The sequence below is a fragment of the Novosphingobium sp. 9 genome (assembly GCF_025340265.1).
GTDB lineage: Bacteria > Pseudomonadota > Alphaproteobacteria > Sphingomonadales > Sphingomonadaceae > Novosphingobium.
On record NZ_CP022707.1, the window covers coordinates 1,565,682 to 1,588,335 of the forward strand.

Consider the following 22,654-nt stretch of genomic DNA (forward strand, 5'->3'; position numbering starts at 1 on the left):
CTGGCGCCTTGCGGCGCTGCTGGAAAGGTCCGGGCAAGTGACTCGGGCCGAACGAAGTTGAGGAACGGGTTTCATGTTCGACTCTCTTTCGGATCGTCTCGGCGGCGTCTTCGACAAGCTGCGCGGTCGCGGCGCGCTCAAGGAGCAGGACGTCCGCGACGCCATGCGCGAAGTGCGCATCGCGCTGCTGGAAGCCGATGTCGCGCTGCCGGTGGTCCGCCGCTTCGTCGATCAGGTGACGGAACAGGCCATCGGCCAGTCGGTGCTGCGTTCGGTTACGCCGGGCCAGCAGGTCGTCAAGATCGTCAACGATGCGCTGGTCGAGATGCTGGGCGGCGACAAGCCTGCCGATCTCGATCTGGAAGCCGTGCCGCCGGTCGTCATCATGATGGTCGGCCTTCAGGGCTCGGGCAAGACCACCAGCACTGCCAAGATCGCGCGCCTTCTCCGCGAGAAGCACGGCAAGAAGGTGATGATGGCCTCGCTGGACGTGAACCGTCCGGCGGCGCAGGAGCAGCTTCGCGTGCTGGGCGAGCAGGTCTCGGTCGCCACGCTGCCGATCATCGCCGGGCAGCAGCCCACCGAGATCGCCACGCGTGCCATGCAGGCCGCCCGCCTTCAGGCCGTGGACGTGCTGCTGCTCGACACTGCGGGTCGCCTCCACGTCGACACCCAGTTGATGGACGAGATGAAGGCGGTGGCCGCGATCGCCACCCCGCGTGAGACGCTGCTGGTCGTCGATTCGCTGACCGGTCAGGACGCGGTGAACGTCGCGCAGTCGTTCTCGGGCGAGGTCGATCTGACTGGCGTCGTGCTGACCCGTATGGACGGCGATGCACGCGGCGGTGCGGCATTGTCGATGCGCGCCGTTACCGGCAAGCCGATCAAGTTCGCCGGTACCGGCGAGAAGATGGACGCGCTCGAAGTGTTCCATCCGGGCCGCGTCGCCAGCCGTATCCTGGGCATGGGCGACGTCGTCAGCCTGGTCGAGAAGGCCGCCGAAGCGGTCAAGGTCGAGGAAGCCGAGGCCCTTGCCAAGCGCATGGAGCAGGGCAAGTTCGACATGAATGACCTGCGCACGCAGCTTAATCAGATGCAGAAGATGGGCGGCCTCGGTGCGCTGGCAGGCATGATGCCGGGCCTCAAGAAGGCCAAGGCGGCGATGCAGCAGTCGGGCATGGACGACAAGGTTCTGCTGCGCATGGATGCGATCATCGGTTCGATGACGCCCAAGGAGCGCGCGAACCCGGCGCTGCTCAACGCCAAGCGCAAGATCCGTGTCGCCAACGGTTCGGGTACGCAGGTGCAGGACGTCAACAAGCTGCTCAAGATGCATCTGGAAATGGCCAAGGCCATGAAGCAGATCAAGAAGATGGGCGGCCTCAAGGGGCTCGCGGCGATGTTCGGCAAGGGCGGCCTTGGCGGTGCGATGCCGGGTCTCGACGGGCTTGGCGCGGGTGGTGCAGGTGGCCTTGGTGGCATGCCCGGTCTCGGCGGCGGCGCTCCCGATCTCAGCAAGTTTCTGAAGAAATAATCACACGTTTTCGAAAATTCACAGGAAGGTAGAATCACATGTCCGTTTCCATTCGTCTTTCGCGCGGCGGTGCCAAGAAGCGTCCGTACTACAAGATCGTCGTTGCCAACTCGACCGCGCCGCGTGACGGCAAGTACCTGGAGCAGGTCGGCACCTACAACCCGCTGCTCGCCAAGGACGACGAGAACCGCGTGCGTCTGGTCGAAGACCGCGTTCGCCACTGGCTGAGCGTTGGCGGCCAGCCGACCGACCGCGTCGCCCGCCTGCTCGACAAGGCCGGCATCAAGGAGCGCAAGGCTACCGTGAACCCGAAGCAGGCAGAGCCGGGCAAGAAGGCCAAGGAGCGTGCAGAAGAGCGCGCCGAGAAGATCCGTGAGGCCGAAGAGGCCGCTGCTGCTGCAGCGGCCGCTCCCGCCGAGGAAGCTCCGGCTGCCGAGGGCGCTGAGGAATCGACCGAGGCGTAAGTCTTGGCTTCCAGCTCGAAGGATCGCCCTGTCACGCTTGCCGCCGTCTCCGGCGCGCATGGCGTGACAGGCGAAGTTCGCCTCAAGCTGTTCGGTGAAGGCGTGGCGGCGCTCAAGCGCTACCGCGCCTTCAACGATTCACAGCTCACGCTTTCCAAGCTGCGCGACGACGGCAAGGGCGGCGCCATTGCCCGCTTCGACGAGGTGAAGGATCGCACCGCGGCCGAGAAACTGCGCGGCACCGTGCTGACCGTTCCGCGTTCGGCCATGCCGGACCTTGCAGAAGGCGAGTATTATCACGCCGACCTGCTGGGGCTTCCCGCCGTCTCGGACGACGGGCAGGCGCTGGGCGTGGTGATCGCGGTCGAGAACTTCGGTGCCGGTGACGTGCTCGAAATCGAGCGCGCCGAACCGGACGAGAAGGGCCGTCGCCAGCGCTTCATGGTGCCAATGATTGCTGCCGCCGTTCCCGAATGGGACGACGAGAAGCTGGTGGTCGTCGCGGCCTTCGCCGAATGATGCGAGCTTTCCGATGACCTTCAACGCCACTGTCCTTACGCTCTATCCCGAGATGTTCCCCGGTCCGCTGGGCGTCAGCCTTGCCGGGCGCGCGCTGGAGCGCGGGGACTGGGCGATGAACGCGGTGCAGATCCGCGACTTCGCGACCGACAAGCATCGTACCGTCGACGATACGCCTGCAGGCGGCGGCGCAGGGATGGTGCTCAAGGTCGACGTGCTCGCCTCGGTGATCGACCATGCGCGCACGATCAGCCCCGAGGCACCGGTGCTGGCGATGACGCCGCGCGGGAAGCCGATCACGCAGGCGCGCGTGCGCGAACTCGCGGCAGGGCCGGGCGTCACCATCCTGTGCGGCCGCTTCGAAGGCTTCGACGAGCGCATCTTCGAGGGGCGCGAGGTCGAGGAAGTCTGCGTGGGCGACATCGTCCTGTCGGGCGGAGAATGCGGCGCGCTGCTGCTGCTCGACGCTTGCATTCGCCTGCTTCCCGGCGTAATGGGCGCGGCTTCCAGCGGGACCGAGGAATCGTTCGAGGACGGCCTTCTCGAGTACCCGCACTATACCCGACCCGTCGAATGGGAAGGGCGCACGATCCCTGAAGTGCTGCGATCGGGGGATCATGCGAAGATTGCTTCATGGAGGAAACTCCAGGCGGAGCAGGATACTCGGTCACGCAGGCCGGACCTTTGGGAACGTCGTGGTGACGTTCGGGGCCGATCTGCCTCTGGCGCGCGGCGAAAGCATGAGGATACCAGGTCATGAACCTGATTCAGCAGATCGAAGCCGAAGAAATCGCCAAGGCCGGCAAGACCATTCCCGAATTCCGTCCGGGCGACACCGTCCGCGTCGGCGTGAAGGTCGTCGAAGGCACCCGCACCCGCGTCCAGGCTTTCGAAGGCGTGTGCATCGCGCGTTCGAACCGTGGCATGGGTTCGAACTTCACCGTGCGCAAGATGAGCTTCGGTGAAGGCGTCGAGCGCGTATTCCCGCTCTACTCGCCGAACATCGATTCGATCGAAGTCGTGCGTCGCGGTGTCGTGCGTCGCGCCAAGCTGTACTACCTGCGTGGTCGTACCGGCAAGCGCGCGCGTATCGCCGAGCGTCGCGACACCCGCGCAGAAGGCTGATCGTTCGGTCACGAACGACGCCGCCCTGCAAAGGCGCGTTTCAGGAAGGGGTGATCCGGTCTACCGGGTCACCCCTTTCTTGCTTGTGGTTTATCCGCAGTAAACCACGCATTTTACAGGCTTCGGGCCTGTGGATAACCGCCAGGGTGGTCAATCGGGCCGCTTGAAGTTCCCGTTGGCTGTTTCCTAATGAGCCGGCGAGTCGGAGCGTCAGGCGGGGTGCTTATCCCTCTTGCCCTCCATTCGATGCTACGAACGACGGAGAAACACGATAAACTGCGAGTTTCGGCCAGTTTAGGCTTTGACACCGTCGTCAAAATTGGCTCAATTCCGTGCCGTTCGAGAGGCAGCTGAAGTTTTTTCCCACCAACCATAGTTCCACTGAAAGGCTAGGGGGTTCCCATAATGAACAAGAACGATCTGATCAGCGCGGTCGCTGAAACCAGCGGTCTGACCCGCAGCGACGCCACCAAGGCTGTTGAAGGCGTGTTCGACGCGATCACCGGCGCGCTGAAGGCTGGCGACGAAGTTCGTCTGGTCGGCTTCGGCACGTTCTCGGTCGCCAAGCGCAAGGCGTCGACCGGTCGCAACCCGCGCACCGGCGAGCCGATGGAAATCAAGGCTTCGGCTCAGCCGAAGTTCAAGGCCGGCAAGGGCCTGAAGGACGCGGTCAACTAAGACCGATTGTTCCGGCGACCCGGCACTGCCTCCCGGGTCGCACAAATACGCCGCGCGAACTTCGGTTCACGCGGCGTTTTTTGTTGGTCAGGATATTCGCCCTTCCGGGCTAGAGGGGAGGCGCCGTTACAGCGCCTCCATGCGATTATCCCTTATCCGCCCTCGCTGGCATCGATGACACGCGTAGCAACTGCATAGAGCGAGATCGCGGCGGCATTACTGACATTAAGGCTTTCCATGGCCTCGCTGATCGGCAACTTGGCGATCGCGTCGCAGTGCTGGACAATGTTGTGGCGCATGCCGTCACCTTCTGCGCCGAGCACGAGTGCGACAGGGCCAGCGGGCAGGGCGCCTTGCAGGGTCGATTTGGCCGCCCCGTCCAGACCGATGCGCCAGTAACCGGCCTCGGCGATGTCCTCCAGGGCGCGGGCCAGATTTACCACCCGCACCCAGGGCACCACTTCAAGCGCTCCCGAAGCCGATTTGGCCAGCGTGCCCGATTCGGGCGGGGCATGGCGATCCTGCGTCACGATCGCGCAGGCGTTGAACGCCGCAGCCGAGCGCAGGATGGCGCCGACGTTGTGCGGGTCGGTCACCTGATCCAGCACCAGCACCGGGCGCGAGGCATCGCCATCGAGCACGTCTTCAAGGAAGATGTCCTCCAGCGGGTCGCAGTCGAGCACGAGGCCCTGATGCGGCGCGTCGCGGGCGACGAGTCGCGCCAGATCGGCAGGCTGTGCCCATTCGACCGGGAAGTCGTCGGGCAGTTCGCCATCCAGCGACGCGACGCCTTCGCGAGTCGCCCAGAGCTTGCGATGGCGGCGCTCGGGATTCTTCAGCGCCGCTTCCACGGCATGACGGCCCCACAGGCGCACCGAACCGCTGCTTCCGCGACCGCTGCCACGGCCGCCCTGCATGCGTCCGGCGCGGCCACGCAGTGCGCCGCGCTTGCGCGTGCCGCCTTCGCCGCTGCCATTGTCGCGGGTGTCATCACCGGATCCTCCATAGGTCCCGGCGCGACCACGGCCACGATTGCTCATCAAAACGTCCTTTCAGCAAAAAAATCGTAATTTCTGGTCCGCTCTGCCAGCGAGGGCATTGACAGGCAAGAGAAGCTTCGGCAAAGGCGCGTCTCCTCGGCACGGGGCGCTCTTCGGAACGCTCCAAATCGCGGATCCGAAAGGATTTGCAAGCCAGCAAGCTGGTGTGGACAGATGGCCGAGTGGTTAAAGGCAGCAGACTGTAAATCTGCCCGCGCAAGCGTACGTTGGTTCGAATCCAGCTCTGTCCACCACCAGCTTCCCTCGCTCTGAGAGCCACCCCGCAAGGGGAACAGGAAAAGCGCAACTCACCTTACAGAGCTGTTTGCCGGGTTTGTACCCGGTCTCGTCGGAAGACATCCGGTCTTCGTGTCCGCGCCCATTGCGGTCCTTTCGCGGAGCCCGTAGATGCACACAATGTCCAACGATATTCTCGATAATCAGGGGCGCGGTGAAGCGTCCTGGCGCTGGCCGACGGTTCATCCCGAAGGTCGCAAGTTCGGTGCCATCGCCGGTGCGGTCGCGCTGGTGGTATGGATCATCTGGGGGCCGTGGTTTGGCTGGCCGCTGGCCGTGCTCACCTATTGCGTCCTGGCCTTCTTCCGCGATCCGGTGCGCGTCACGCCGCAGGATGATGCAGCGATCGTCGCGCCCGCCGATGGCCTCGTCACGCTGATCCAGAAGGTCGCGCCCCCGCGCGAGATGACCATGGACGATGGCAGCGGCACGCGTCCGCTCGATGCCACGCCGGTCACGCGCGTCTCGATCTTCATGAGCGTGTTCGATGTTCACATCAACCGCACGCCGATCGGCGGCACCGTGCGCCGCGTCGTCTACATTCCCGGCAAGTTCGTGAACGCGGATCTCGACAAGGCGAGCGAGGAGAACGAGCGTCAGCATATCCTCGTCGAGCGCAGCGATGGCGTGCGGATCTGCTTCACGCAGATTGCAGGCCTTGTCGCGCGCCGCATCGTGCCGTTCGTAAAGCCGGGCGATATAGTCGCTGCCGGTCAGCGTGTCGGTCTGATCCGCTTCGGCAGCCGCGTCGACGTCTATCTGCCCGCAGGCACCGAGCCTCTGGTGTTGATGGGCCAGAAGATCGTCGCGGGCGAAACCGTGCTGGGGCGTATCGGTACGGGCAATGTGATTGAAGGCATCGCGCAGTGATGGATCGCGGGGAGAGCGGTCAGGCGGCGGATGGCTTCGAGGACGATATGCTCGACGATGCCGCTGACATGTACGATGCCCGAGGCCGCTGGCCGCGTCGGCGTCTTGCTGCGGGCCTGTCGGTTCGGGCGATCGTGCCCAACGCGATCACGGCGGCAGCGCTCTGCTCGGGGTTGACCGGTATCCGCTTTGCGATTGCCGGAGATTTCGAAAAGTCGGTGCAGGCGGTGATCGTCGCGGCACTGCTTGACGGGATCGACGGGCGCGCCGCGCGCCTGCTCAAGGCCGAGACCCGCTTTGGTGCGGAACTGGATAGCCTTGCCGATGCGATCTCGTTCGGTGTGGCGCCTGCGCTGATCGTCTATCTGTGGACGCTCAATGCGCTGCCGGGGCTGGGCTGGATCGCGGCGCTCGCCTTTGCCATTTGCTGTGTCCTGCGTCTGGCGCGCTTCAATGCGCGGCTCGACATGCTGGACCAGCCGCACAAGTCGGCAGGCTTCCTGACCGGCGTTCCGGCACCGCTGGGCGCTGGTCTCGCGTTCCTGCCGATGTACCTGTGGATCGGCACCAGCCGTCCCGAGTTCGCCAATCCTGTGGTGGTCAGCCTGTGGATGCTGATCAATGCTTTCCTGATGATTTCGAACCTGCCAACGCTCAGCTGGTCGCGTCTCAGCCCGCCGCGCGGTGTGCGTATCGGACTGATTGCGCTGGTTGGCCTGACCGTCTCGGCACTGCTGATCGAGCCCTGGCTGACGCTGGTAGGCCTGACGGTCTTCTACCTCGCGCTGCTGCCCTTGGGCCTGATCACCTATCTGCGCGTCAAGCGGCAAGGTTTTCCGGCGAAAGCCACTCCAGCCGGGGCGAGCGCAGCGTTGCCGGACGACGGCGCCCACTGATCCCGCGCGGGCGCGGGGCCTGTGCCGGGATCGGCATGGCCACGCGCTCGACGCGCTTCCAGGTGACGGTCAGTTCCCCGGAGCAATGCACGATGCGGCTGCCGAGGCCGAGTGCCCTGCGGCCATGGGTCAACCATGCCAGAGCGATGACGAGCCCCGAGAAGAGGGCTGCGAGCGTGAAGAGGCTGGCGGCGAACGCAGTCATGACCTGATCCTTTGCCTTCGGGCTCCATCGCATTGTCCAATGCGGTCTGCCACTGGGTGATTGGTACTTGGTTCTCTGAATGTTCCGATGTGCTGTTGTTCGTTTTTTGTTCCGTCCTTGTCAAGCGAAATGCGGAACAAGGGTGGAACAAGTCTCGCGCCTCAAGAAAGAAATGCGCGATTTTAGAACGTTAACCCGCCTTACGCGGCATCATCCTGACGCTGGCGGGCCTGATGCAGGCGATGCGTGACGGGCTTGGGAATCGCCTTGTGATGGCGCCCCGAGGGATTCGCGCCAGCCGGTTTGTCTGCTCGACCGGATACACGAATCCTCTGGCGCCGCGTATTCGCCTGACGATCGCGCGCGGTATCGACCCAGTGCGTTTCGAGATGAAGCGGCTCCTGCCGCCTGAGCCATTCGCGGTACAGGGCGTGGATGGCCGACCCGTTGGCAAGCATCGTCCGGCGTACCAAGGCGATGCAGATCACGGCAGCGGCGGCGAACAGGATCGGGGCGAGGGCGGTCATCGAGGTTCCTTTCCTGCAATCGCAGTCGTGATGCCCCCGAATGGCCACTTCCGGCGACCATTCCCCCTTTCCATCTCGTCCGACCCGGAGGGCGGACTGTCTTTGCGATCCGTTAACTATTGCGTGTTTTCCACAGGGGAAAGCCGCAGGAATGGCCGCGTTCCCGACTTGTCGCGATTTGCAGGGCATCTCGCGGCGGCAGGTGCGGTGGCTGCGGTGAATTGGTGCTGGCGTTGACGGGCTTTTGCGCGTAAGGGGCCCGCGTTCGATCCCTTGGCGCCGAATTGTCGGTACGCGAATCGGGTCGGCACTCCACATGGGATGCACACATACCGGTGCCGCAGCGGACCAGGCCCTTCGGGCTACCGCACGGTTCCAGCATCCCAGAGGTTGAACCGGAAAAGGAAGTATTTATGGCGGCTCCCGTCGTTACCATGTCGCAGCTGATCGAAGCTGGCGCACACTTTGGTCACCAGACCCACCGTTGGAACCCGCGCATGAAGCCGTACATCTTCGGCGCGCGCAACGGCATCCACATCATCGACCTGTCGCAGACCGTGCCCCTGATGGCCCGTGCGCTCGACTTCGTGTCGGCCACCGTCCAGGCTGGCGGCAAGGTTCTGTTCGTCGGCACCAAGCGCCAGGCGCAGGAGCCGATCGCTCAGGCTGCCAAGGCATGCGGCCAGCACTACGTCAACCACCGCTGGCTGGGCGGCATGCTCACCAACTGGAAGACGATCTCGCAGTCGATCAAGCGCTTCAAGGCGCTGGAAGAGCAGCTTTCGGGTGACACCGCCGGTCTCACCAAGAAGGAAGTCCTTCAGCTGACGCGCGAGCGCGACAAGCTTGAGCTGTCGCTCGGCGGCATCCGCGACATGGGCGGCATCCCCGACGTGATGTTCGTGATCGACGCCAACAAGGAAGACCTCGCGATCAAGGAAGCCAACACCCTGGGTATCCCGGTTGTGGCGATCCTCGACTCGAACGTTTCGCCCGAGGGCATCGCGTTCCCGGTTCCGGGCAACGACGACGCCAGCCGCGCCGTTCGCCTCTACTGCGAGGCCATTGCGCAGGCTGCGACCAAGGGCCACCGTGACGGCGTGATCGACAGCGGTGTCGACCTCGGCGCACTGGACGCACCGGTCGAGGAAACCGCCGAAGCCTGATAGGCTCCCGGCGACGACAACTTCGTCATGGAATTGTCGCGCGCCGGGTCCACGAGGGCCCGGCGCGCAACCCATATTCAGGGCCCCCGTACTTTTACGGGAATGAACCTAACGGGCCTCCTTTGTGCGGGGCCTGACCAGACAAGAGGATTTTGAGCGATGGCTTACACCGCAGCAGACGTGAAGAACCTGCGTGAGCGCACCGGCGCCGGCATGATGGACTGCAAGAAGGCCCTCGACGAAACCGGTGGCGATCTCGAAGCCGCCGTGGACGCGCTGCGCGCCCGCGGTCTGGCCGCTGCCGCCAAGAAGTCGAGCCGCACCGCCGCTGAAGGCCTGGTGGGCGTTGCCGTCACCGGCACCCGCGGCGTTGCCGTCGAGGTGAACTCGGAGACGGACTTCGTTGCCAAGAACGACCAGTTCCAGGACTTCGTGCGCAAGACCACCGAAGTCGCGCTGGGCGTGGATGGCGACGACGTCGAAGTGCTCAAGGCTGCTGCCTACCCGACCGGCGGCACCGTCAGCGACGCGCTGACCAACAACGTTGCCACCATCGGCGAGAACCAGCAGGTTCGCCGCATGAAGACGGTTTCGGTCTCGGAAGGCCTGATCGTTCCCTACATGCACAACGCCGCCGCACCGAACCTCGGCAAGATCGGCGTGCTCGTCGCGCTCGAATCGTCGGCTCCTGCCGACGTGCTCGACACGCTGGGCAAGCAGATCGCCATGCACATCGCAGCGGCTTTCCCGCTCGCGCTGAACGCTGACGATCTCGACGCCGACCTGATCGCCCGCGAGCGCAAGATCGCCGAGGAGAAGGCCGCCGAGTCTGGCAAGCCGGAAGCCGTGCAGGCCAAGATGGTCGACGGTGCGATCGCCAAGTACGCCAAGGAAAACGCACTGCTCTCGCAGCTGTTCGTGATGGACAACAAGACCCGATCGACCAGGTCGTGGCGGCTGCCGGCAAGGAAGCCGGTGCCAAGATCGTCCTCAAGGACTTCGTGCGCTTCCAGCTCGGCGAAGGCATCGAGAAGGAAGTCACCGACTTCGCTGCCGAGGTTGCCGCTGCTGTTGCAGGCTGATCTTCGCGGCTGATCCCCACCCGCGCAGGGAGGAGGTCACCGGAATGGAAAAAAGGGCCGGGGAGCGATGGCTTCCCGGCCCTTTTTCTGTGCGCTCACGCCTCGGGGCTACGCCGCGTCCGTTTTCCTACAGGGCATCGTTCGCGGTAGGATGCCGCGATGGACTTTGCTGATTGCCTCTTGCCGAACGGTGCCGACGTTCACTCTGTGAGAGCAGGTGTGCCTGCCCGCAATGCCGCGTGCGAAGTGTCACCTTGCGCAAATGGCGAGGTGACACTTCCGGCGGGCAAGGTGACGGGTGAATGGCTGAAATCCGCCGGTTCGGGCCAAGGTGACATTTCATCCCTGAACCGTGTCAACTGTGTCAACCAAGGTGTCACCTTGCGATGTGGGCGCTGTCGTGGCGGGGGCTTCAGTAGGCGGCGGTGAAGCGTGCCCGGCTGTGCTTGTGGGCCTCCAGTTCGTCGATCATGGCGATGGCGTAGTCGGCGAAGCTGATGCGGCTTTCGCCCTGCGCATCAGTGACGAGGTGATCGGTATCGGTGCGATAGTGGCCAGTACGTTCGCCCTCGAAGATCAGCGCGGCGGGCGAGAAGAAGGTCCAGTCGATGTCGGTCGTCGTTTTGAGGACATCGAGGAAGACAATGCCGCCCATCGCCATGGGCTTCCACTCTGCCGGGAAGTCGGGCGAATCGATCAGGCGCTGGCCATCGGGGCCGAGCAGGCTGGCCGCGCCGCCCGTCACCAGCAGGCGGGGAACCCCGGCGCTGCGGATGGCGGAGAGCAATGTTTCGGCGGTCACGTCGAAATGCAGCGCGCTGACAACGGCATTGCACCCGGCAATCAGCGGGGCGAGGGCTGCGGGATCGCCGGCATCGGCCGCAAGCGGGGTGATTCCCGCGGCAGTCGGGATCTTTTCCGGATGGCGGGCGAGGGCGAGCACCTCGTGATCGCGCGCTGCGGCTTCGAGGGCGATCTGCGATCCGGCGCGGCCACTGGCGCCGAGGACGGCAATCTTCATGGGACAATCCTTGGTGGTTACTGATAGTGACCAGGTGTGATAGAGAGGGCGTCTATGCAAGAAGGCACTTTGCTCGCACCGGGTCACCCGGAAGTAACCGCACTGGACCGCGAGGTCCCTTTGCGGGCGCCCGATGTCTATGCGGCGGACTGTCCCACGCGGCAGCTTCTGGACCGGGTGGCGGACAAGTGGAGCGTGCTGATCCTCACCACGCTCGGCACTGGCGAGATGCGTTTCAACGCGCTGCGGCGGCGGATCGAGGGGATTTCGCAGAAGATGCTGAGCCAGACATTGCGCTCGCTGGAGCGCGACGGGCTGGTGCTGCGGCAGGTCGTACCTACGGTGCCGGTTTCGGTCAGCTACGCCATCGCGCCGCTGGGCGCCGAACTGCTCGATTCGCTGCGCGCGATGATCGACTGGGCGGAGCGGCGGATGGCGCAGGTGGCGCTGGCGAGGGTGGCCTACGATGTCGAGATGGAGCGTCTGAACGGCTGAGCGGAGAGGCCTCCACGGTCCAGAGGAGCGCCTTCCACAGGGCAACCCCTTGGCAAGGACGCCGCACGCTCCTACAGCCGGGGCCGTCTGTCCCCCAGGAGAACCTGAAACCATGAGTGCCCCCCGCTACAAACGCGTCCTGCTGAAGCTGTCGGGTGAGGTTCTGATGGGCAGCCAGCCTTTCGGCATCGACCCAGACTTCGTGTCCGAGATGGCTAAGGAAGTGAAGGCGGCGAAGGAGACCGGTCTCGAGGTCTGCCTCGTCATCGGTGGCGGCAATATCTTCCGCGGTATGGCCGGTGCGGCCAAGGGCATGGACCGCGCGCAGGCCGATTACATGGGTATGCTGGCGACGGTGATGAATGCGCTGGCGATGCAGAACGCGCTGGAGCAGCTGGGCGTGGAAACCCGCGTGCAGTCTGCGGTGCAGATGGATCAGGTCTGCGAGCCGGTGATCCGCCGCCGTGCCGAACGTCACCTCGAAAAGGGGCGCGTGGTGATTTTCGCGGCGGGCGTCGGCGCGCCGTACTTCACCACCGATTCGGGTGCTGCCCTGCGTGCGGCCGAGATGAAGTGCGACGCGCTGCTCAAGGGCACCAGCGTCGATGGCGTCTATGACTGCGACCCCAAGACGAACCCGGCTGCGACCCGTTACGATACAGTCGATTACGATCGTGTCCTCGCTGACAATCTGAAGGTGATGGATGCTTCCGCCGTGGCCCTGTGCCGCGACAACGATATTCCGATCGTCGTGTTCTCGATCCGCGAGAAGGGCAATCTGGCCCGCGTTCTCGCCGGTGAAGGCACCCAGACGCTCGTCCAGAAAGGAGCCTGAACCATGGCAAAGTACGACAAGGCCGATCTCGAGCGTCGCATGAGCGGCGCGATCGAAGCACTCAAGCATGACCTTTCGGGTCTGCGTACGGGCCGCGCGAACACCGCGCTGCTCGAACCGATCATGGTGACGGTCTATGGCAGCGCGATGCCGATCACGTCGGTTGCCACGCTCTCGGCGCCCGAGCCGCGCATGCTCTCGGTGCAGGTGTGGGACAAGTCGAACATCGGTCCGGTCGAAAAGGCGATCCGCTCGGCAGGGCTGGGGCTCAACCCGATCAACGACGGCAACACGCTGCGCCTGCCGATCCCCGATCTGACCGAGGAGCGTCGCAAGGAACTGGCCAAGCTCGCCAGCTCCTACGCCGAGAAGGCCCGTGTCGCCGTGCGCAACGTGCGCCGCGACGGTATCGAGAACCTCAAGGCGGACGAGAAGAAGAAGGAAATCTCGGAAGACGAGCGCAAGCGCGGTGAAACCGAGGTCCAGAAGCTGACCGACGACATCATCAAGTCGCTGGACGAAGTCTTCGGTGCGAAGGAAAAGGAAATCCTCGGCAAGTGATGTCGGGTTTCTGCGGGGTGAGGGAGGCCTGATGGCCAAGAAGGACGTCGTCGTGGGCGCCCGGCATGTCGCCATCATCATGGACGGCAACGGGCGCTGGGCGAAGAAGCGCCATCTTCCGCGTGCGCTGGGGCACCAGCGCGGCGTGGAGGCGGTGCGCCGGATCGTGCGCGGCGCCCGCGAACTGGGACTGGAAGCGCTGACGCTTTACGCCTTCTCCACCGAGAACTGGCGGCGCCCGGAGGACGAGGTTTCGGACCTGATGGGCCTGATGAAGCGCTTCATCATGTCCGACCTCGACGAGTTCGCAGCGGCGGGCGTGCGCCTCAAGATCATCGGTGATTACCGTGCTTTCCGCCCCGATCTGGTCGAACTGATCGACGGTGCGGTGGCCAAGACCGCCGCGAACACCGGCACGACGCTGGCCGTTGCGCTGAACTACGGCGCGCAGGATGAGATCGCCCGTGCCGCCACCAAGGCGGCGGCACTGGGGCCGATCACGGCGGAGAGCATCTCCGCGCAGCTGGATACGGCGGATATGCCGCCGCTTGACCTGCTGATCCGCACTTCGGGCGAAGTGCGCCTGTCGAACTTCCTGCTGTGGCAGGCTGCCTATGCCGAAATGATGTTCACTGAAGTGCTCTGGCCGGACTTTACGGTCGAGCATCTGCGTGAGGCGCTCGACGATTTCCGAAATCGGGAGCGCCGTTATGGCGGACGCTGAGCGAATTTCGGCCAAGGTCGAAGGGCGCAAGTCCGACCTCAAGGTTCGCACCCTTTCCGCGATCGTGATGCTGGCGATTGCCGGTAGCGCCCTATGGCTGGGCGGTTTGTTCTGGCGCGGTTTCGTGATCGCGGTGGCGGCAGGTGTGTTCTGGGAATGGGTGCGGCTCGTTCACGCGATCACGCCAAGTCCGGTAAAGCGCGGCCTGTGGAATGCAGCGGGTATCATCTATGTGATCATCGCTGCGGCGACGTTGGCGCTGCTGCGTGATGCGCCGATGGGCGCGATGGCCGTGCTCGTGCTACTTGGGCTCGTGATTGCGACCGATGTCGGCGCCTATTTCAGCGGGCGGACCTTTGGTGGCCCCAAGATCGCCCCGCGCATCAGTCCATCCAAGACCTGGGCTGGACTGATCGGCGGTATGGTTCTGGCGGGAGCCGTCATGGTCGCCAGCTTCTGGTGGGCCGGATACCCGCTCGGCGCTGCCGTCGTCGGTGCAGCACTGCTGGAAGGCGCGCTGGCTGCCGTGGTCGCGCAGGCAGGTGATTTCTTCGAGAGCTGGATGAAGCGCCGCGCGGGCGTGAAGGATTCCAGCGGCCTGATCCCCGGTCACGGCGGGCTGTTTGATCGCGTCGATGGTCTGCTGGCGCTGTGCTTCGTGCTCGGGCTCTATTTCTCGGCGCTGCGTGCAGGTGGTTATCTATGAGCCAGCGCTCCATCACTGTGCTGGGCGCGACCGGGTCGATCGGCGCCTCGACGCTTGATCTGATCCGCCGTGATCGCCCGAACTGGCGGGCCGTCGCGTTGACGGCCAATGGCAATGCTGTCGAACTGGCAAAGCTTGCACGGGAGTTCGCAGCGGAATTGGCGGTTGTTGCGGATGAAACCTGCCTGCCCGCTCTGCGCGAAGCGCTGGCTGGCAGCGGTATCGAAGCGGCTGGCGGTCCTGCGGCTCTGATCGAAGCTGCCGCGCGTGATGCCGAGGTCACTGTGGCGGCCATCGTCGGCTGTGCAGGGCTTGCGCCCACCATGGCAGCGATCGAGCGCGGCAGGGTGATCGCGCTGGCCAACAAGGAAGCGCTGGTCTCTGCGGGCGAAGTGATGACGGCGGCGGTGGCACGGCACGGGGCAACACTGCTGCCGGTCGATTCCGAGCACAACGCGATTTTCCAGTGCCTGCAGGGCAACGATCTTGAGGATGTGCGCTGGATCACGCTGACTGCCAGTGGCGGCCCGTTCCGAGATTGGTCCGCAGAGCAACTGGCAAGGGCGACACCGGCGGAAGCGGTGCGCCATCCCAACTGGTCGATGGGCGCCAAGATCAGCGTTGATTCGGCGACGATGTTCAACAAGGGGCTTGAACTGATCGAGGCGCATCATCTGTTCCCCGTCGGCCTCGACAAGCTTCGGATCATCGTTCACCCGCAATCGGTAGTACATTCGATGGTCGAGTACCGCGATGGATCGACGCTGGCGCAACTGGGGCCGTCCGATATGCGGGTGCCGATCGCTTCATCCCTGGCTTACCCCGCGCGTATGGAAACGCCGTGCGCGCCCCTGGACCTTGCCGCGATTGGCGAGCTTACCTTCCGGGCGCCTGACGAAGTACGTTTTCCGGCGACGCGTCTGGCGCGCGCAGCCGCTTTGGCGGGCGGTGCAATTCCCGCCGTTCTGAACGCGGCGAACGAGATTGCGGTGGCCGCGTTCCTCGATGGTCACATTTCATTCACGCGTATTGCGGCACAAGTGGAGGATGTCCTTTCCCGCTATGCGCCGCCTCCGCCGCAGTCCCTTGCCGACGTACTCGCCGTGGATGCCGAGGCGCGTGTCCGTTCGCGCGAATTGACCGAGGCGACCTGATATGACGAGCGCACCCGGATTGCTGACCACCGTCTTTGCCTTTGCTCTGGTGCTCGGCCCGTTGGTGCTGTTCCACGAACTGGGGCACTATCTGGTCGGTCGCCTGTTCGGCGTGAAGGCCGACGCCTTCTCTATCGGGTTCGGGCGCGAGATCGTCGGGTGGACCGACAAGCGCGGTACACGCTGGAAACTGTCGATACTGCCGCTTGGTGGCTATGTGCAGTTTGCAGGCGACATGAATCCGTCGAGTGCTCCCTCGCCACGCGAGGATGGGCTGACGCCTGCCGAGCGGGCACGGACATTTCATGCCAAGCCATTGTGGCAGCGCTCGCTGATCGTGCTCGCGGGCCCGATGACGAATCTGATGCTGGCCATCGCGGTTTTTGCGGCGTTCAATTATGGCTATGGCAGGGTTGAGGCGGACCCGGTGGTATTGGGTTTTGCGCAGCATTCGGATGCCCGCGACGCAGGGCTGCGTGTCGGAGATCGCGTTCTTGCGGTGGACGGGCAGAAGGTCGCAAGTTTTACCGACATTGCGCCTCTGGTGGCGCCGTACCCTGGGCGGACACTGCCACTTGCGATTGAGCGAGATGGGCGTGACTTTGTGCTGCCGGTACATTTGTCCGCGCAGGAAGTTTCCGACCAATTCGGTAATGTCGCGCGTGTTGCCGACCTTGGCGTGGATTACATGCCGGCGGTGATTGGTCGCTTCTCGAAGGATTCTCCAGCCGAGTATGCAGGCATGCAGATCGGAGATCGGATCGTCGCCGTCGATGGCAGCCCGGTGCGCAGTTTCATGGATCTGATCGATGCAGTGTCTCCCAATCCGGGGCGTACGGTCAACGTCGTGATCGACCGAAGTGGGCAGTCGATGGCGATGGAGGTGCATCTTGAAGCTGCATCTGCTCTTGATGAGCAAGGGCGCAGGATCACCATCGGACGACTGGGGATTGCCAATAGTCCAGGACGGATAGTGCCTGTCGGCGCATTTGAAGCGGTGGGGCTCGCTTCGTCGCAGAGCGTGTCGCTGATGCGCACGATGCTGGATGGAATTGGTCAGATCGTTACCGGCGAGCGTTCGGTCAAGGAACTGGGCGGTCCGATCAAGATCGCGAAATATTCTGGCGAGCAATTCAGCCTAGGCTGGCCCGAGTTCGTCAACTTCGTGGCGCTGATCTCGATTAATTTGGCATTCATCAACCTGCTGCCAATCCCAGGGCTGGACGGCGGACATCTGGCTTTCTACGTGGCCGAATTCGTTCGTCGCAGGCCGCTGGGGGCTCGCAGTCAGGAATGGGCTATCCGCACCGGCGTGATGCTGGTACTCGCGCTCATGCTGTTCGTGACCGTCAATGATCTGGCTTCGCTGCCGATATTCGGTGGATAGCCTGGAGAAATTTTACCAGCGACATACTCTTGCCGACTTTGCTTGCTTGATTGCCTTCACGCCATCAGGCAGATGGCTTCGATTGCTTGCCGGGCGGGCAGGCAGCCTGTCAGGGCGGTGATGGGTCCTCGCGTTAGTGCTTACGGGATTTTGCGTAGAATGATGGGATGGGAAATGGGTCGCAGTACTGAAGCCCGACGCTCGCCGCATCTTGCGGCCGTGCTGCTCGGCACCACGATCCTTGCCGGCACGCCAGTTGCCGCCATGGCCCAGGACGCTGCGCCGGCCCCAGCCGCCGCGCCTGCTGTCGCGGCGACGCCTGCTGCTGCGCCCGAGCCTGCGGTGACGATCAAGTCGCTGCAGGTCACGGGGGCTGAACGCCTCGAGCCGCAGACGGTGCTCAGCTACATCAAGCTGCGCGTTGGCCAGCAATACACCAAATCGGCGGCTGACCAGGCGCTGAAGGACCTTTACGAGACCGAACTCTTTGCGGACGTCCAGGTCAGCAATGACGATGGTAATGTCACGGTTCAGGTGAAGGAAAATCCGGTGATCAACCGGATCATTCTGGAGGGTAACAAGCGCATCAAGGACGACAAGATCCGTCCGGAGATCAAGCTCGCGCCGCGCCAGATCTTTACCCGCTCCAAGGTTCGTGCCGACGTCGCCCGCATTATCGAGCTGTACAAGCGTCAGGGACGCTATGCCGCAACGGTCGAGCCGAAGATGGTCAAGCTTGACCAGAATCGCGTGGATATCGTTTTCGAGATCACCGAGGGCGACAAGTCCAAGGTGCGGCAGATCAATATCATCGGTAATGATCACTTCTCGGACGCGGAACTGCGTGCGCAGATGATGACCAAGCAGTCGCGCTTCTTCCGTGTATTCAGCTCGGGCACCACGTACGATCCCGATCGTATGGCCTTCGACCAGCAGAAGCTGCGTCAGTTCTATCTGACGCAGGGTTATGCTGACTTCCGCGTGGTTTCGGCAGTCGCCGAACTGACGCCGGACAAGAAGGACTTCATCATGACTTACGTGGTGGAGGAAGGTAAGCGCTACAAGTTCGGCGATGTGAAGGTCGATAGCCAGATCCGTGACTTCGACGGTGAACGCCTCGCCAAGACGCTGCCGATGCACAAGGGCGACTGGTACAACGCCAAGCAGGTCGAAGACACGATCGACAACCTGAACGAGACCGCAGGCGCCTTCGGTTACGCTTTCGCTGACGTTCAGCCGCAGTACCATCGCAACAAGGACGACCTGACGATGGGGATCACTTTCCTCATCCAGGAAGCCCCGCGCGTCTATGTCGAGAAGATCGACATCAATGGCAATACGCTGACGCAGGACAAGGTCATCCGTCGCGAGTTTCGTTTGTCGGAAGGCGATGCCTTCAACTCGCTGCAGGTCAAGCGTTCGACCAATCGCATCAAGTCGCTCGGCTATTTTCAGGAGAAGTTCGAGGTCGAGCAGAAGCCCGGAAGTGCCCCTGATCGCGCTATCCTCGAAGCCAACGTGGAAGAGAAGCCGACCGGTCAGCTCCAGCTGTCGGCAGGCTTCTCGAGCATCGAAAGCTTTATCTTCCAGGCCTCCATCCAGCAGCGTAACTTCCGTGGTCGCGGCCAGACGGTCGGCCTGTCGGGCAGCTATTCGTACTATTCGAAGTCAGTGCAGGCCAGCTTCGTCGAGCCTTATCTGTTCGACAAGAACATCTCGCTGGGCGTCGATATCTATCGCCGCGACTACAACAGCTGGAACACGCTCGATTCGGACCGCAATACGACCTACGAGCAATCAACCACTGGTTTCCAGGTTCGCGCAGGCGTGCCGCTGACGGAATTCCTGACTGCGATTGCTCGTTATACGCTGAACTACGATGACGTTTCCCTGGATAAGAGCACGTACTATTCGTATCGTCTTGATCCCAGCCAGCTGACGTGTGACCCGCTTTATGCAGGTCAGTATCTTTGCGACGCAGTGGGCAAGCGCCTCAGCTCGATTGTCGGTGGCTCGCTGATCTATGATACCCTCGATAACCGCATGCGGCCTACGAAGGGTATCTCGGCGTCGATCAACCTCGACGTTTCGGGGCTTGGTGGCGACGTTCATTACGTTAAGGCACGCGCGCAGGCCGCGAAGTACTGGAACGTGGGTAGCGGCTTCATCTTCTCGATGTCTGCCGAAGGCGGCGCTATCGTCGGATACGATGGCGATGACGTTCGTCTGACGGATCGCTTCTTCCTTGGCTCGCCTCAGATGAGCGGCTTTGACATTCGCGGTATCGGTCCGCGCGTGCTGCGCAAACCGATCACCGATGGTGTCGAATCCACCAAGCGCAGTGATTGGACGGATGACGCGCTGGGCGGCAAATATTACTACCTTGCTCGTGCCGAAATGGAGATCCCGCTCGGTGCCGGTGCGCGCGATATGGGCCTGCGTCCGTCTGTCTTCGTGAATGCAGGCGCGGTCTGGGGCGTGAAGGCGCCCAAGACGTCGAACTGTACAACGGGTTGTATCGCAACTTACACACAGACGAATACCGACGGCACGACCTCGACCGTTACGAGCGCGACCAACTCCGAAACGGGCGGTGCGAACGTGCCAACCGGTGAGTATCTGTACAACTTCAACGAGTATTATGTCGGTGACAGCTGGAGGCCGCGTCTTGCGGTCGGCATCGGCGTGAACTGGAATTCGCCTTTCGGACCTCTGCGCATCGACCTTGCCAAGGCGCTGCTCAAGGAAGACGGCGACGATACGAAGACTATCACTTTCAACGTGGGAACCCAATTCTGATGAAGACCATCTCGAAGGCAACCCTGCTGGTTGCAACTGTCGCTCTGGGCGCCGTCTCGGCTCAGCCCGCGTTTGCCGCGAAGAAGGCCGCTCCTGTGCCGACAGCAGCGGCGGCTGCTCCGGCCGCCGGCGGCACGATTGTGCAGGGTCTGGGTATCGCCAATTTCGATGCCATCGTCGCTAACTCGACCGCCTATCAGACGGCCGAGACGCAGCGCCAGACCACGTACAAGACCCAGTTCGACCAGGCGAAGACCCGCAGCGATGCGATCAATGCCCAGCTCAAGCCGCTGATCGACAAGTTCAATGCCGATCGTTCGGGTGGTAAGGCAACCGATGCCCAGCTGCAGCAGGAAGCGCAGCAGATCCAGGGTATCCAGGAGAACGGCAAGCGCGAACTGCAGCAGATTCTGGCGCCCGTCGGTCTCTCGCAGCAGTACGTGCAGGAGCAGATCGAGGACAAGCTCAATGATGCCGTGAAGTCGGCGATGAGCAAGAAGGGCGTCTCGATCCTGCTGTCGCCGGACGCGATTCTTGCACTCAATGGCGGTGCGTACAACCTCAATCAGGACATCCTGAACGACCTCAACGCCGCTATTCCTTCGGCGCAGCTGGTTCCGCCTGCTGGCTGGGAGCCGCGTCAGGTTCGTGAACAGCGCGCACAGCAGCAGGCCGCAGCGCAGCAGGCGCCTGCCGCTTCGGGCACCGCGGCGCCGACCGGCCGCTGATCGCAGGAACGTATCCGGCATGAGCGACGGTAACGAGACGGTGTACGATACCGCGAAGATCCTGGCGGCGCTTCCGCACCGCTACCCGATGCTGCTGGTCGACCGTGTGGTCTCCTTCGACGAGGAGGAGATCCATGCGGTGAAAGCAGTCAGCTTCAACGAGGATTTCTTCCAGGGGCACTTTCCGGGCCGGCCGATCATGCCGGGTGTTTTGCAGATCGAGGCGCTGGCGCAGGCGGCTGGTATCCTTGCCATCGAAAGCCTCGGGCTCGCCGGAACCGGTAAGCTCGTCTATTTCATGGCGATCGAGGAAGCCAAGTTCCGCAACCCTGTAACGCCGGGCAATTTGCTCGACCTGCGCGCTGGCTTCGTTCAGAAGCGTTCGCGGGTCTGCAAGTTCTGGGGGAAGGCCTCCATCGGTGACAAGGTGACCTGCGAGGTCAACTTCACCGCGATGATTGCGGACGCCTGATCCCGCTATATCCGGCGCCTTGGCGGAGTTCCCCTTGCAATTTGCGGGGGACGCTGTATGGGCGCCGCTTTCCAAGCCAGGCCGGTCGGAACCGGCCAGATGCGAAAGAGACACGACATGAAGGCCGATACCCATCCCGACTACCACATGATCACGGTGCAGATGACCGACGGCACCACCTTCCAGACCCGCTCGACCTGGGGTAGCGAAGGCGACACGCTGGTGCTCGACATCGACCCGACGTCGCACCCGGCATGGACCGGTGGCACCAAGCAGTTGCAGGAAGGTGGCCGTGTTGCGCAGTTCAACAAGCGCTTCGGTGGTCTTTCGCTCAAGAAGAACTGAGTTCGAGACGTCCTTTATGGGCATGAAGAAGGCGGTCCCTGCGGACCGCCTTTTTTTGTGCATTGATTTGCAAGGCTGACAGTTCGGTTCGGTTCGCTCCGCCTTATCGCGACACCTTGGCGCGGATATGGAGAATTACGCCCAGGGCTTTTCACGATACCAGCGGGTAATCACATATTTGTTGCCTTTGCGAACCTTCATCGCGTGATGAAGTGTGGCAGCGTTGAGTGAGCCGTCGGGGCGCCGGTTGTTCCACGCGACAAGCTTCCCGGCTTCAGGCTGGATGACTTTGTCGATCGCCTTGAAGCGGGTCGCTCCGCCAGCCTCGACATTGTTTAGATAGACCATGAAGGTCCAGGTGCGCTGGCCGGCGATGGCGCAATAGCGCTGAAAGTCTGGATTGGCGGGCTCGAAATAGTCTGTGTGGGCCTTGAACTCCTGCCCCGGCTCATAACGTTGCCCCTGAAGTGGCTCTCCATAAATCGGATCGATGCCGGAAAGTTCAGTCAGTTTGTTGGCCAAGTGTGCAACGGCGGGCTCGCTTGGCGCCAGATCGCAAGTCGAGCTCGTACGAAATTTGCGATCACCATTGTGGTCGGCGAGCGTGGAAGGACGGTGTTGTTCTTCAATCAGCGTAATAAGATCGCGACAGTGGTCGGCGTCCAGGAAACCGCGCTGAAGGAACATTTCGATCCTGGGGAGGGCACGCGCTGGAGAGCCCGTGCGGCGAGGCCTTCCCCAATTGTCGATTCGCAAGGCATTTTCATCACTTGCTTGGTATAACGGCGGCCTGCTCAAGAAAATCGACCTTTGTTTGTCTCGGGTGCGTTTTTCGCTTGGCAAGCAGGCCGCGCTGGTGCAAAGGCGCCGCTCCCGCGAAGCTTACCGCAACGGTGGCTTTTGCAGAAGTGTGGCGATCGTAGCTCAGTTGGTTAGAGCGCCGGTTTGTGGTACCGGAGGTCGTGGGTTCGAACCCCATCGATCGCCCCATTTCTCCCTTTTCCATCTACGCCGATGAGATGCC

The 22,654-nt window shown here is 62.9% G+C and carries 24 protein-coding genes, 2 tRNA genes and 2 pseudogenes; 23 read left to right on the plus strand and 5 right to left on the minus strand.

The window, feature by feature from the left end; translation table 11 throughout:
- Nucleotides 1-73: 73 nt before the first annotated feature.
- From ffh to CI805_RS07875, 6 genes are all read left to right on the plus strand, one after another.
- Entirely contained in the window at nt 74-1,534 is a 1,461-nt protein-coding gene (gene ffh, locus CI805_RS07850) for a signal recognition particle protein (protein ID WP_260921599.1), read from the plus strand.
- 38 nt (nt 1,535-1,572) lie between these two features.
- Nucleotides 1,573-1,998, plus strand: a complete 426-nt coding sequence (gene rpsP / locus CI805_RS07855; RefSeq protein WP_260921601.1) for a 30S ribosomal protein S16 — start codon at nt 1,573-1,575, stop codon at nt 1,996-1,998.
- Nucleotides 1,999-2,001: 3 nt separating this feature from the next.
- Nucleotides 2,002-2,517, plus strand: a complete 516-nt coding sequence (gene rimM, locus CI805_RS07860; protein ID WP_260921603.1) for a ribosome maturation factor RimM — start codon at nt 2,002-2,004, stop codon at nt 2,515-2,517.
- Between the two features lie 13 nt (nt 2,518-2,530).
- Nucleotides 2,531-3,277: a tRNA (guanosine(37)-N1)-methyltransferase TrmD gene (trmD, locus tag CI805_RS07865; protein ID WP_260921605.1), complete on the plus strand. Its 747-nt coding sequence runs from the start codon at nt 2,531-2,533 to the stop codon at nt 3,275-3,277.
- Nucleotides 3,274-3,642: a 50S ribosomal protein L19 gene (rplS, locus tag CI805_RS07870; protein ID WP_260921607.1), complete on the plus strand. Its 369-nt coding sequence runs from the start codon at nt 3,274-3,276 to the stop codon at nt 3,640-3,642. Before trmD ends, rplS begins: the two co-directional genes overlap by 4 nt.
- A 405-nt stretch (nt 3,643-4,047) precedes the next feature.
- On the plus strand, nt 4,048-4,320 hold the full coding sequence (locus CI805_RS07875; RefSeq protein ID WP_260921609.1) for an HU family DNA-binding protein: 273 nt from the start codon (nt 4,048-4,050) through the stop codon (nt 4,318-4,320).
- A 152-nt stretch (nt 4,321-4,472) separates the two neighbouring features.
- Here CI805_RS07875 and CI805_RS07880 read toward each other — a convergent pair whose 3' ends face one another.
- On the minus strand, nt 4,473-5,237 hold the full coding sequence (locus CI805_RS07880) for a TrmH family RNA methyltransferase (RefSeq protein ID WP_260927859.1): 765 nt from the start codon (nt 5,235-5,237) through the stop codon (nt 4,473-4,475).
- A 291-nt stretch (nt 5,238-5,528) separates the two neighbouring features.
- Between CI805_RS07880 and CI805_RS07885 the strand changes: the two genes are divergently transcribed.
- The 3 genes from CI805_RS07885 (at nt 5,529) to CI805_RS07895 (ending at nt 7,423) form a co-directional block, all read left to right on the plus strand.
- Nucleotides 5,529-5,614: transfer RNA gene (locus CI805_RS07885), tRNA-Tyr, on the plus strand.
- A gap of 163 nt (nt 5,615-5,777) precedes the next feature.
- Nucleotides 5,778-6,527: a phosphatidylserine decarboxylase gene (locus CI805_RS07890; protein WP_260921611.1), complete on the plus strand. Its 750-nt coding sequence runs from the start codon at nt 5,778-5,780 to the stop codon at nt 6,525-6,527.
- Between the two features lie 68 nt (nt 6,528-6,595).
- Nucleotides 6,596-7,423: a CDP-alcohol phosphatidyltransferase family protein gene (locus CI805_RS07895; protein ID WP_409934947.1), complete on the plus strand. Its 828-nt coding sequence runs from the start codon at nt 6,596-6,598 to the stop codon at nt 7,421-7,423.
- Here CI805_RS07895 and CI805_RS07900 read toward each other — a convergent pair.
- Together CI805_RS07900 and CI805_RS07905 are read right to left on the minus strand one after the other, a co-directional pair.
- Complete coding sequence (locus CI805_RS07900) at nt 7,347-7,628, minus strand: hypothetical protein (protein ID WP_260921613.1); 282 nt, start codon at nt 7,626-7,628, stop codon at nt 7,347-7,349. The genes CI805_RS07895 and CI805_RS07900 overlap by 77 nt on opposite strands.
- A 200-nt stretch (nt 7,629-7,828) precedes the next feature.
- The gene (locus CI805_RS07905) at nt 7,829-8,155 is read right to left on the minus strand and encodes a hypothetical protein (RefSeq protein ID WP_260921615.1); all 327 of its coding nucleotides are present in this window, start codon (nt 8,153-8,155) and stop codon (nt 7,829-7,831) included.
- Between the two features lie 413 nt (nt 8,156-8,568).
- Here CI805_RS07905 and rpsB point away from each other — a divergent pair, with 413 nt between their 5' ends.
- Complete coding sequence (gene rpsB / locus CI805_RS07910; protein WP_260921617.1) at nt 8,569-9,321, plus strand: 30S ribosomal protein S2; 753 nt, start codon at nt 8,569-8,571, stop codon at nt 9,319-9,321.
- 159 nt (nt 9,322-9,480) lie between these two features.
- A pseudogene (gene tsf / locus CI805_RS07915) lies at nt 9,481-10,403 on the plus strand (translation elongation factor Ts).
- A gap of 412 nt (nt 10,404-10,815) precedes the next feature.
- Here tsf and CI805_RS07920 read toward each other — a convergent pair.
- Nucleotides 10,816-11,424, minus strand: coding sequence for an NAD(P)-dependent oxidoreductase (locus CI805_RS07920; RefSeq protein ID WP_260921619.1), 609 nt, complete (start codon nt 11,422-11,424; stop codon nt 10,816-10,818).
- Between the two features lie 54 nt (nt 11,425-11,478).
- Between CI805_RS07920 and CI805_RS07925 the strand changes: the two genes are divergently transcribed.
- The 11 genes from CI805_RS07925 (at nt 11,479) to rpmE (ending at nt 21,630) form a co-directional block, all read left to right on the plus strand.
- Nucleotides 11,479-11,919 (plus strand): winged helix-turn-helix transcriptional regulator, encoded by a 441-nt coding sequence (locus CI805_RS07925; RefSeq protein WP_260921621.1) that lies wholly within the window; start codon nt 11,479-11,481, stop codon nt 11,917-11,919.
- Between the two features lie 112 nt (nt 11,920-12,031).
- Nucleotides 12,032-12,754 (plus strand): UMP kinase, encoded by a 723-nt coding sequence (gene pyrH / locus CI805_RS07930; protein WP_260921622.1) that lies wholly within the window; start codon nt 12,032-12,034, stop codon nt 12,752-12,754.
- A 3-nt stretch (nt 12,755-12,757) separates the two neighbouring features.
- Complete coding sequence (gene frr, locus CI805_RS07935; RefSeq protein ID WP_260921623.1) at nt 12,758-13,315, plus strand: ribosome recycling factor; 558 nt, start codon at nt 12,758-12,760, stop codon at nt 13,313-13,315.
- A 31-nt stretch (nt 13,316-13,346) separates the two neighbouring features.
- A complete protein-coding gene (gene uppS, locus CI805_RS07940; RefSeq protein ID WP_260921626.1) occupies nt 13,347-14,039 on the plus strand; it encodes a polyprenyl diphosphate synthase in 693 nt (230 codons plus the stop codon).
- Nucleotides 14,026-14,745 carry a phosphatidate cytidylyltransferase gene (locus CI805_RS07945; RefSeq protein WP_260921629.1) on the plus strand — a complete coding sequence of 240 codons (720 nt, stop codon included), beginning with the start codon at nt 14,026-14,028 and terminating at the stop codon, nt 14,743-14,745. The genes uppS and CI805_RS07945 overlap by 14 nt, the downstream gene beginning before the upstream one ends.
- A complete protein-coding gene (gene dxr, locus CI805_RS07950) occupies nt 14,742-15,899 on the plus strand; it encodes a 1-deoxy-D-xylulose-5-phosphate reductoisomerase (RefSeq protein WP_260921637.1) in 1,158 nt (385 codons plus the stop codon). The genes CI805_RS07945 and dxr overlap by 4 nt, the downstream gene beginning before the upstream one ends.
- A gap of 1 nt (nt 15,900) precedes the next feature.
- Nucleotides 15,901-17,286 carry an RIP metalloprotease RseP gene (rseP, locus tag CI805_RS07955; RefSeq protein WP_260921639.1) on the plus strand — a complete coding sequence of 462 codons (1,386 nt, stop codon included), beginning with the start codon at nt 15,901-15,903 and terminating at the stop codon, nt 17,284-17,286.
- Nucleotides 17,287-17,460: 174 nt separating this feature from the next.
- On the plus strand, nt 17,461-20,085 hold the full coding sequence (gene bamA, locus CI805_RS07960) for an outer membrane protein assembly factor BamA (RefSeq protein ID WP_260927861.1): 2,625 nt from the start codon (nt 17,461-17,463) through the stop codon (nt 20,083-20,085).
- Nucleotides 20,085-20,813 carry an OmpH family outer membrane protein gene (locus CI805_RS07965; RefSeq protein ID WP_260921640.1) on the plus strand — a complete coding sequence of 243 codons (729 nt, stop codon included), beginning with the start codon at nt 20,085-20,087 and terminating at the stop codon, nt 20,811-20,813. Before bamA ends, CI805_RS07965 begins: the two co-directional genes overlap by 1 nt.
- Before the next feature lie 19 nt (nt 20,814-20,832).
- Nucleotides 20,833-21,285, plus strand: a complete 453-nt coding sequence (gene fabZ, locus CI805_RS07970) for a 3-hydroxyacyl-ACP dehydratase FabZ (RefSeq protein ID WP_260921642.1) — start codon at nt 20,833-20,835, stop codon at nt 21,283-21,285.
- A gap of 117 nt (nt 21,286-21,402) precedes the next feature.
- Nucleotides 21,403-21,630 carry a 50S ribosomal protein L31 gene (gene rpmE, locus CI805_RS07975; protein WP_103730111.1) on the plus strand — a complete coding sequence of 76 codons (228 nt, stop codon included), beginning with the start codon at nt 21,403-21,405 and terminating at the stop codon, nt 21,628-21,630.
- Between the two features lie 135 nt (nt 21,631-21,765).
- On the opposite strand, the pseudogene CI805_RS07980 reads toward rpmE, so the two are convergent.
- Nucleotides 21,766-22,397, minus strand: a pseudogene (locus CI805_RS07980) (prolyl hydroxylase family protein).
- Between the two features lie 146 nt (nt 22,398-22,543).
- Here CI805_RS07980 and CI805_RS07985 point away from each other — a divergent pair.
- A tRNA-His gene (locus CI805_RS07985) sits at nt 22,544-22,620 on the plus strand.
- Nucleotides 22,621-22,654 lie beyond the last annotated feature (34 nt).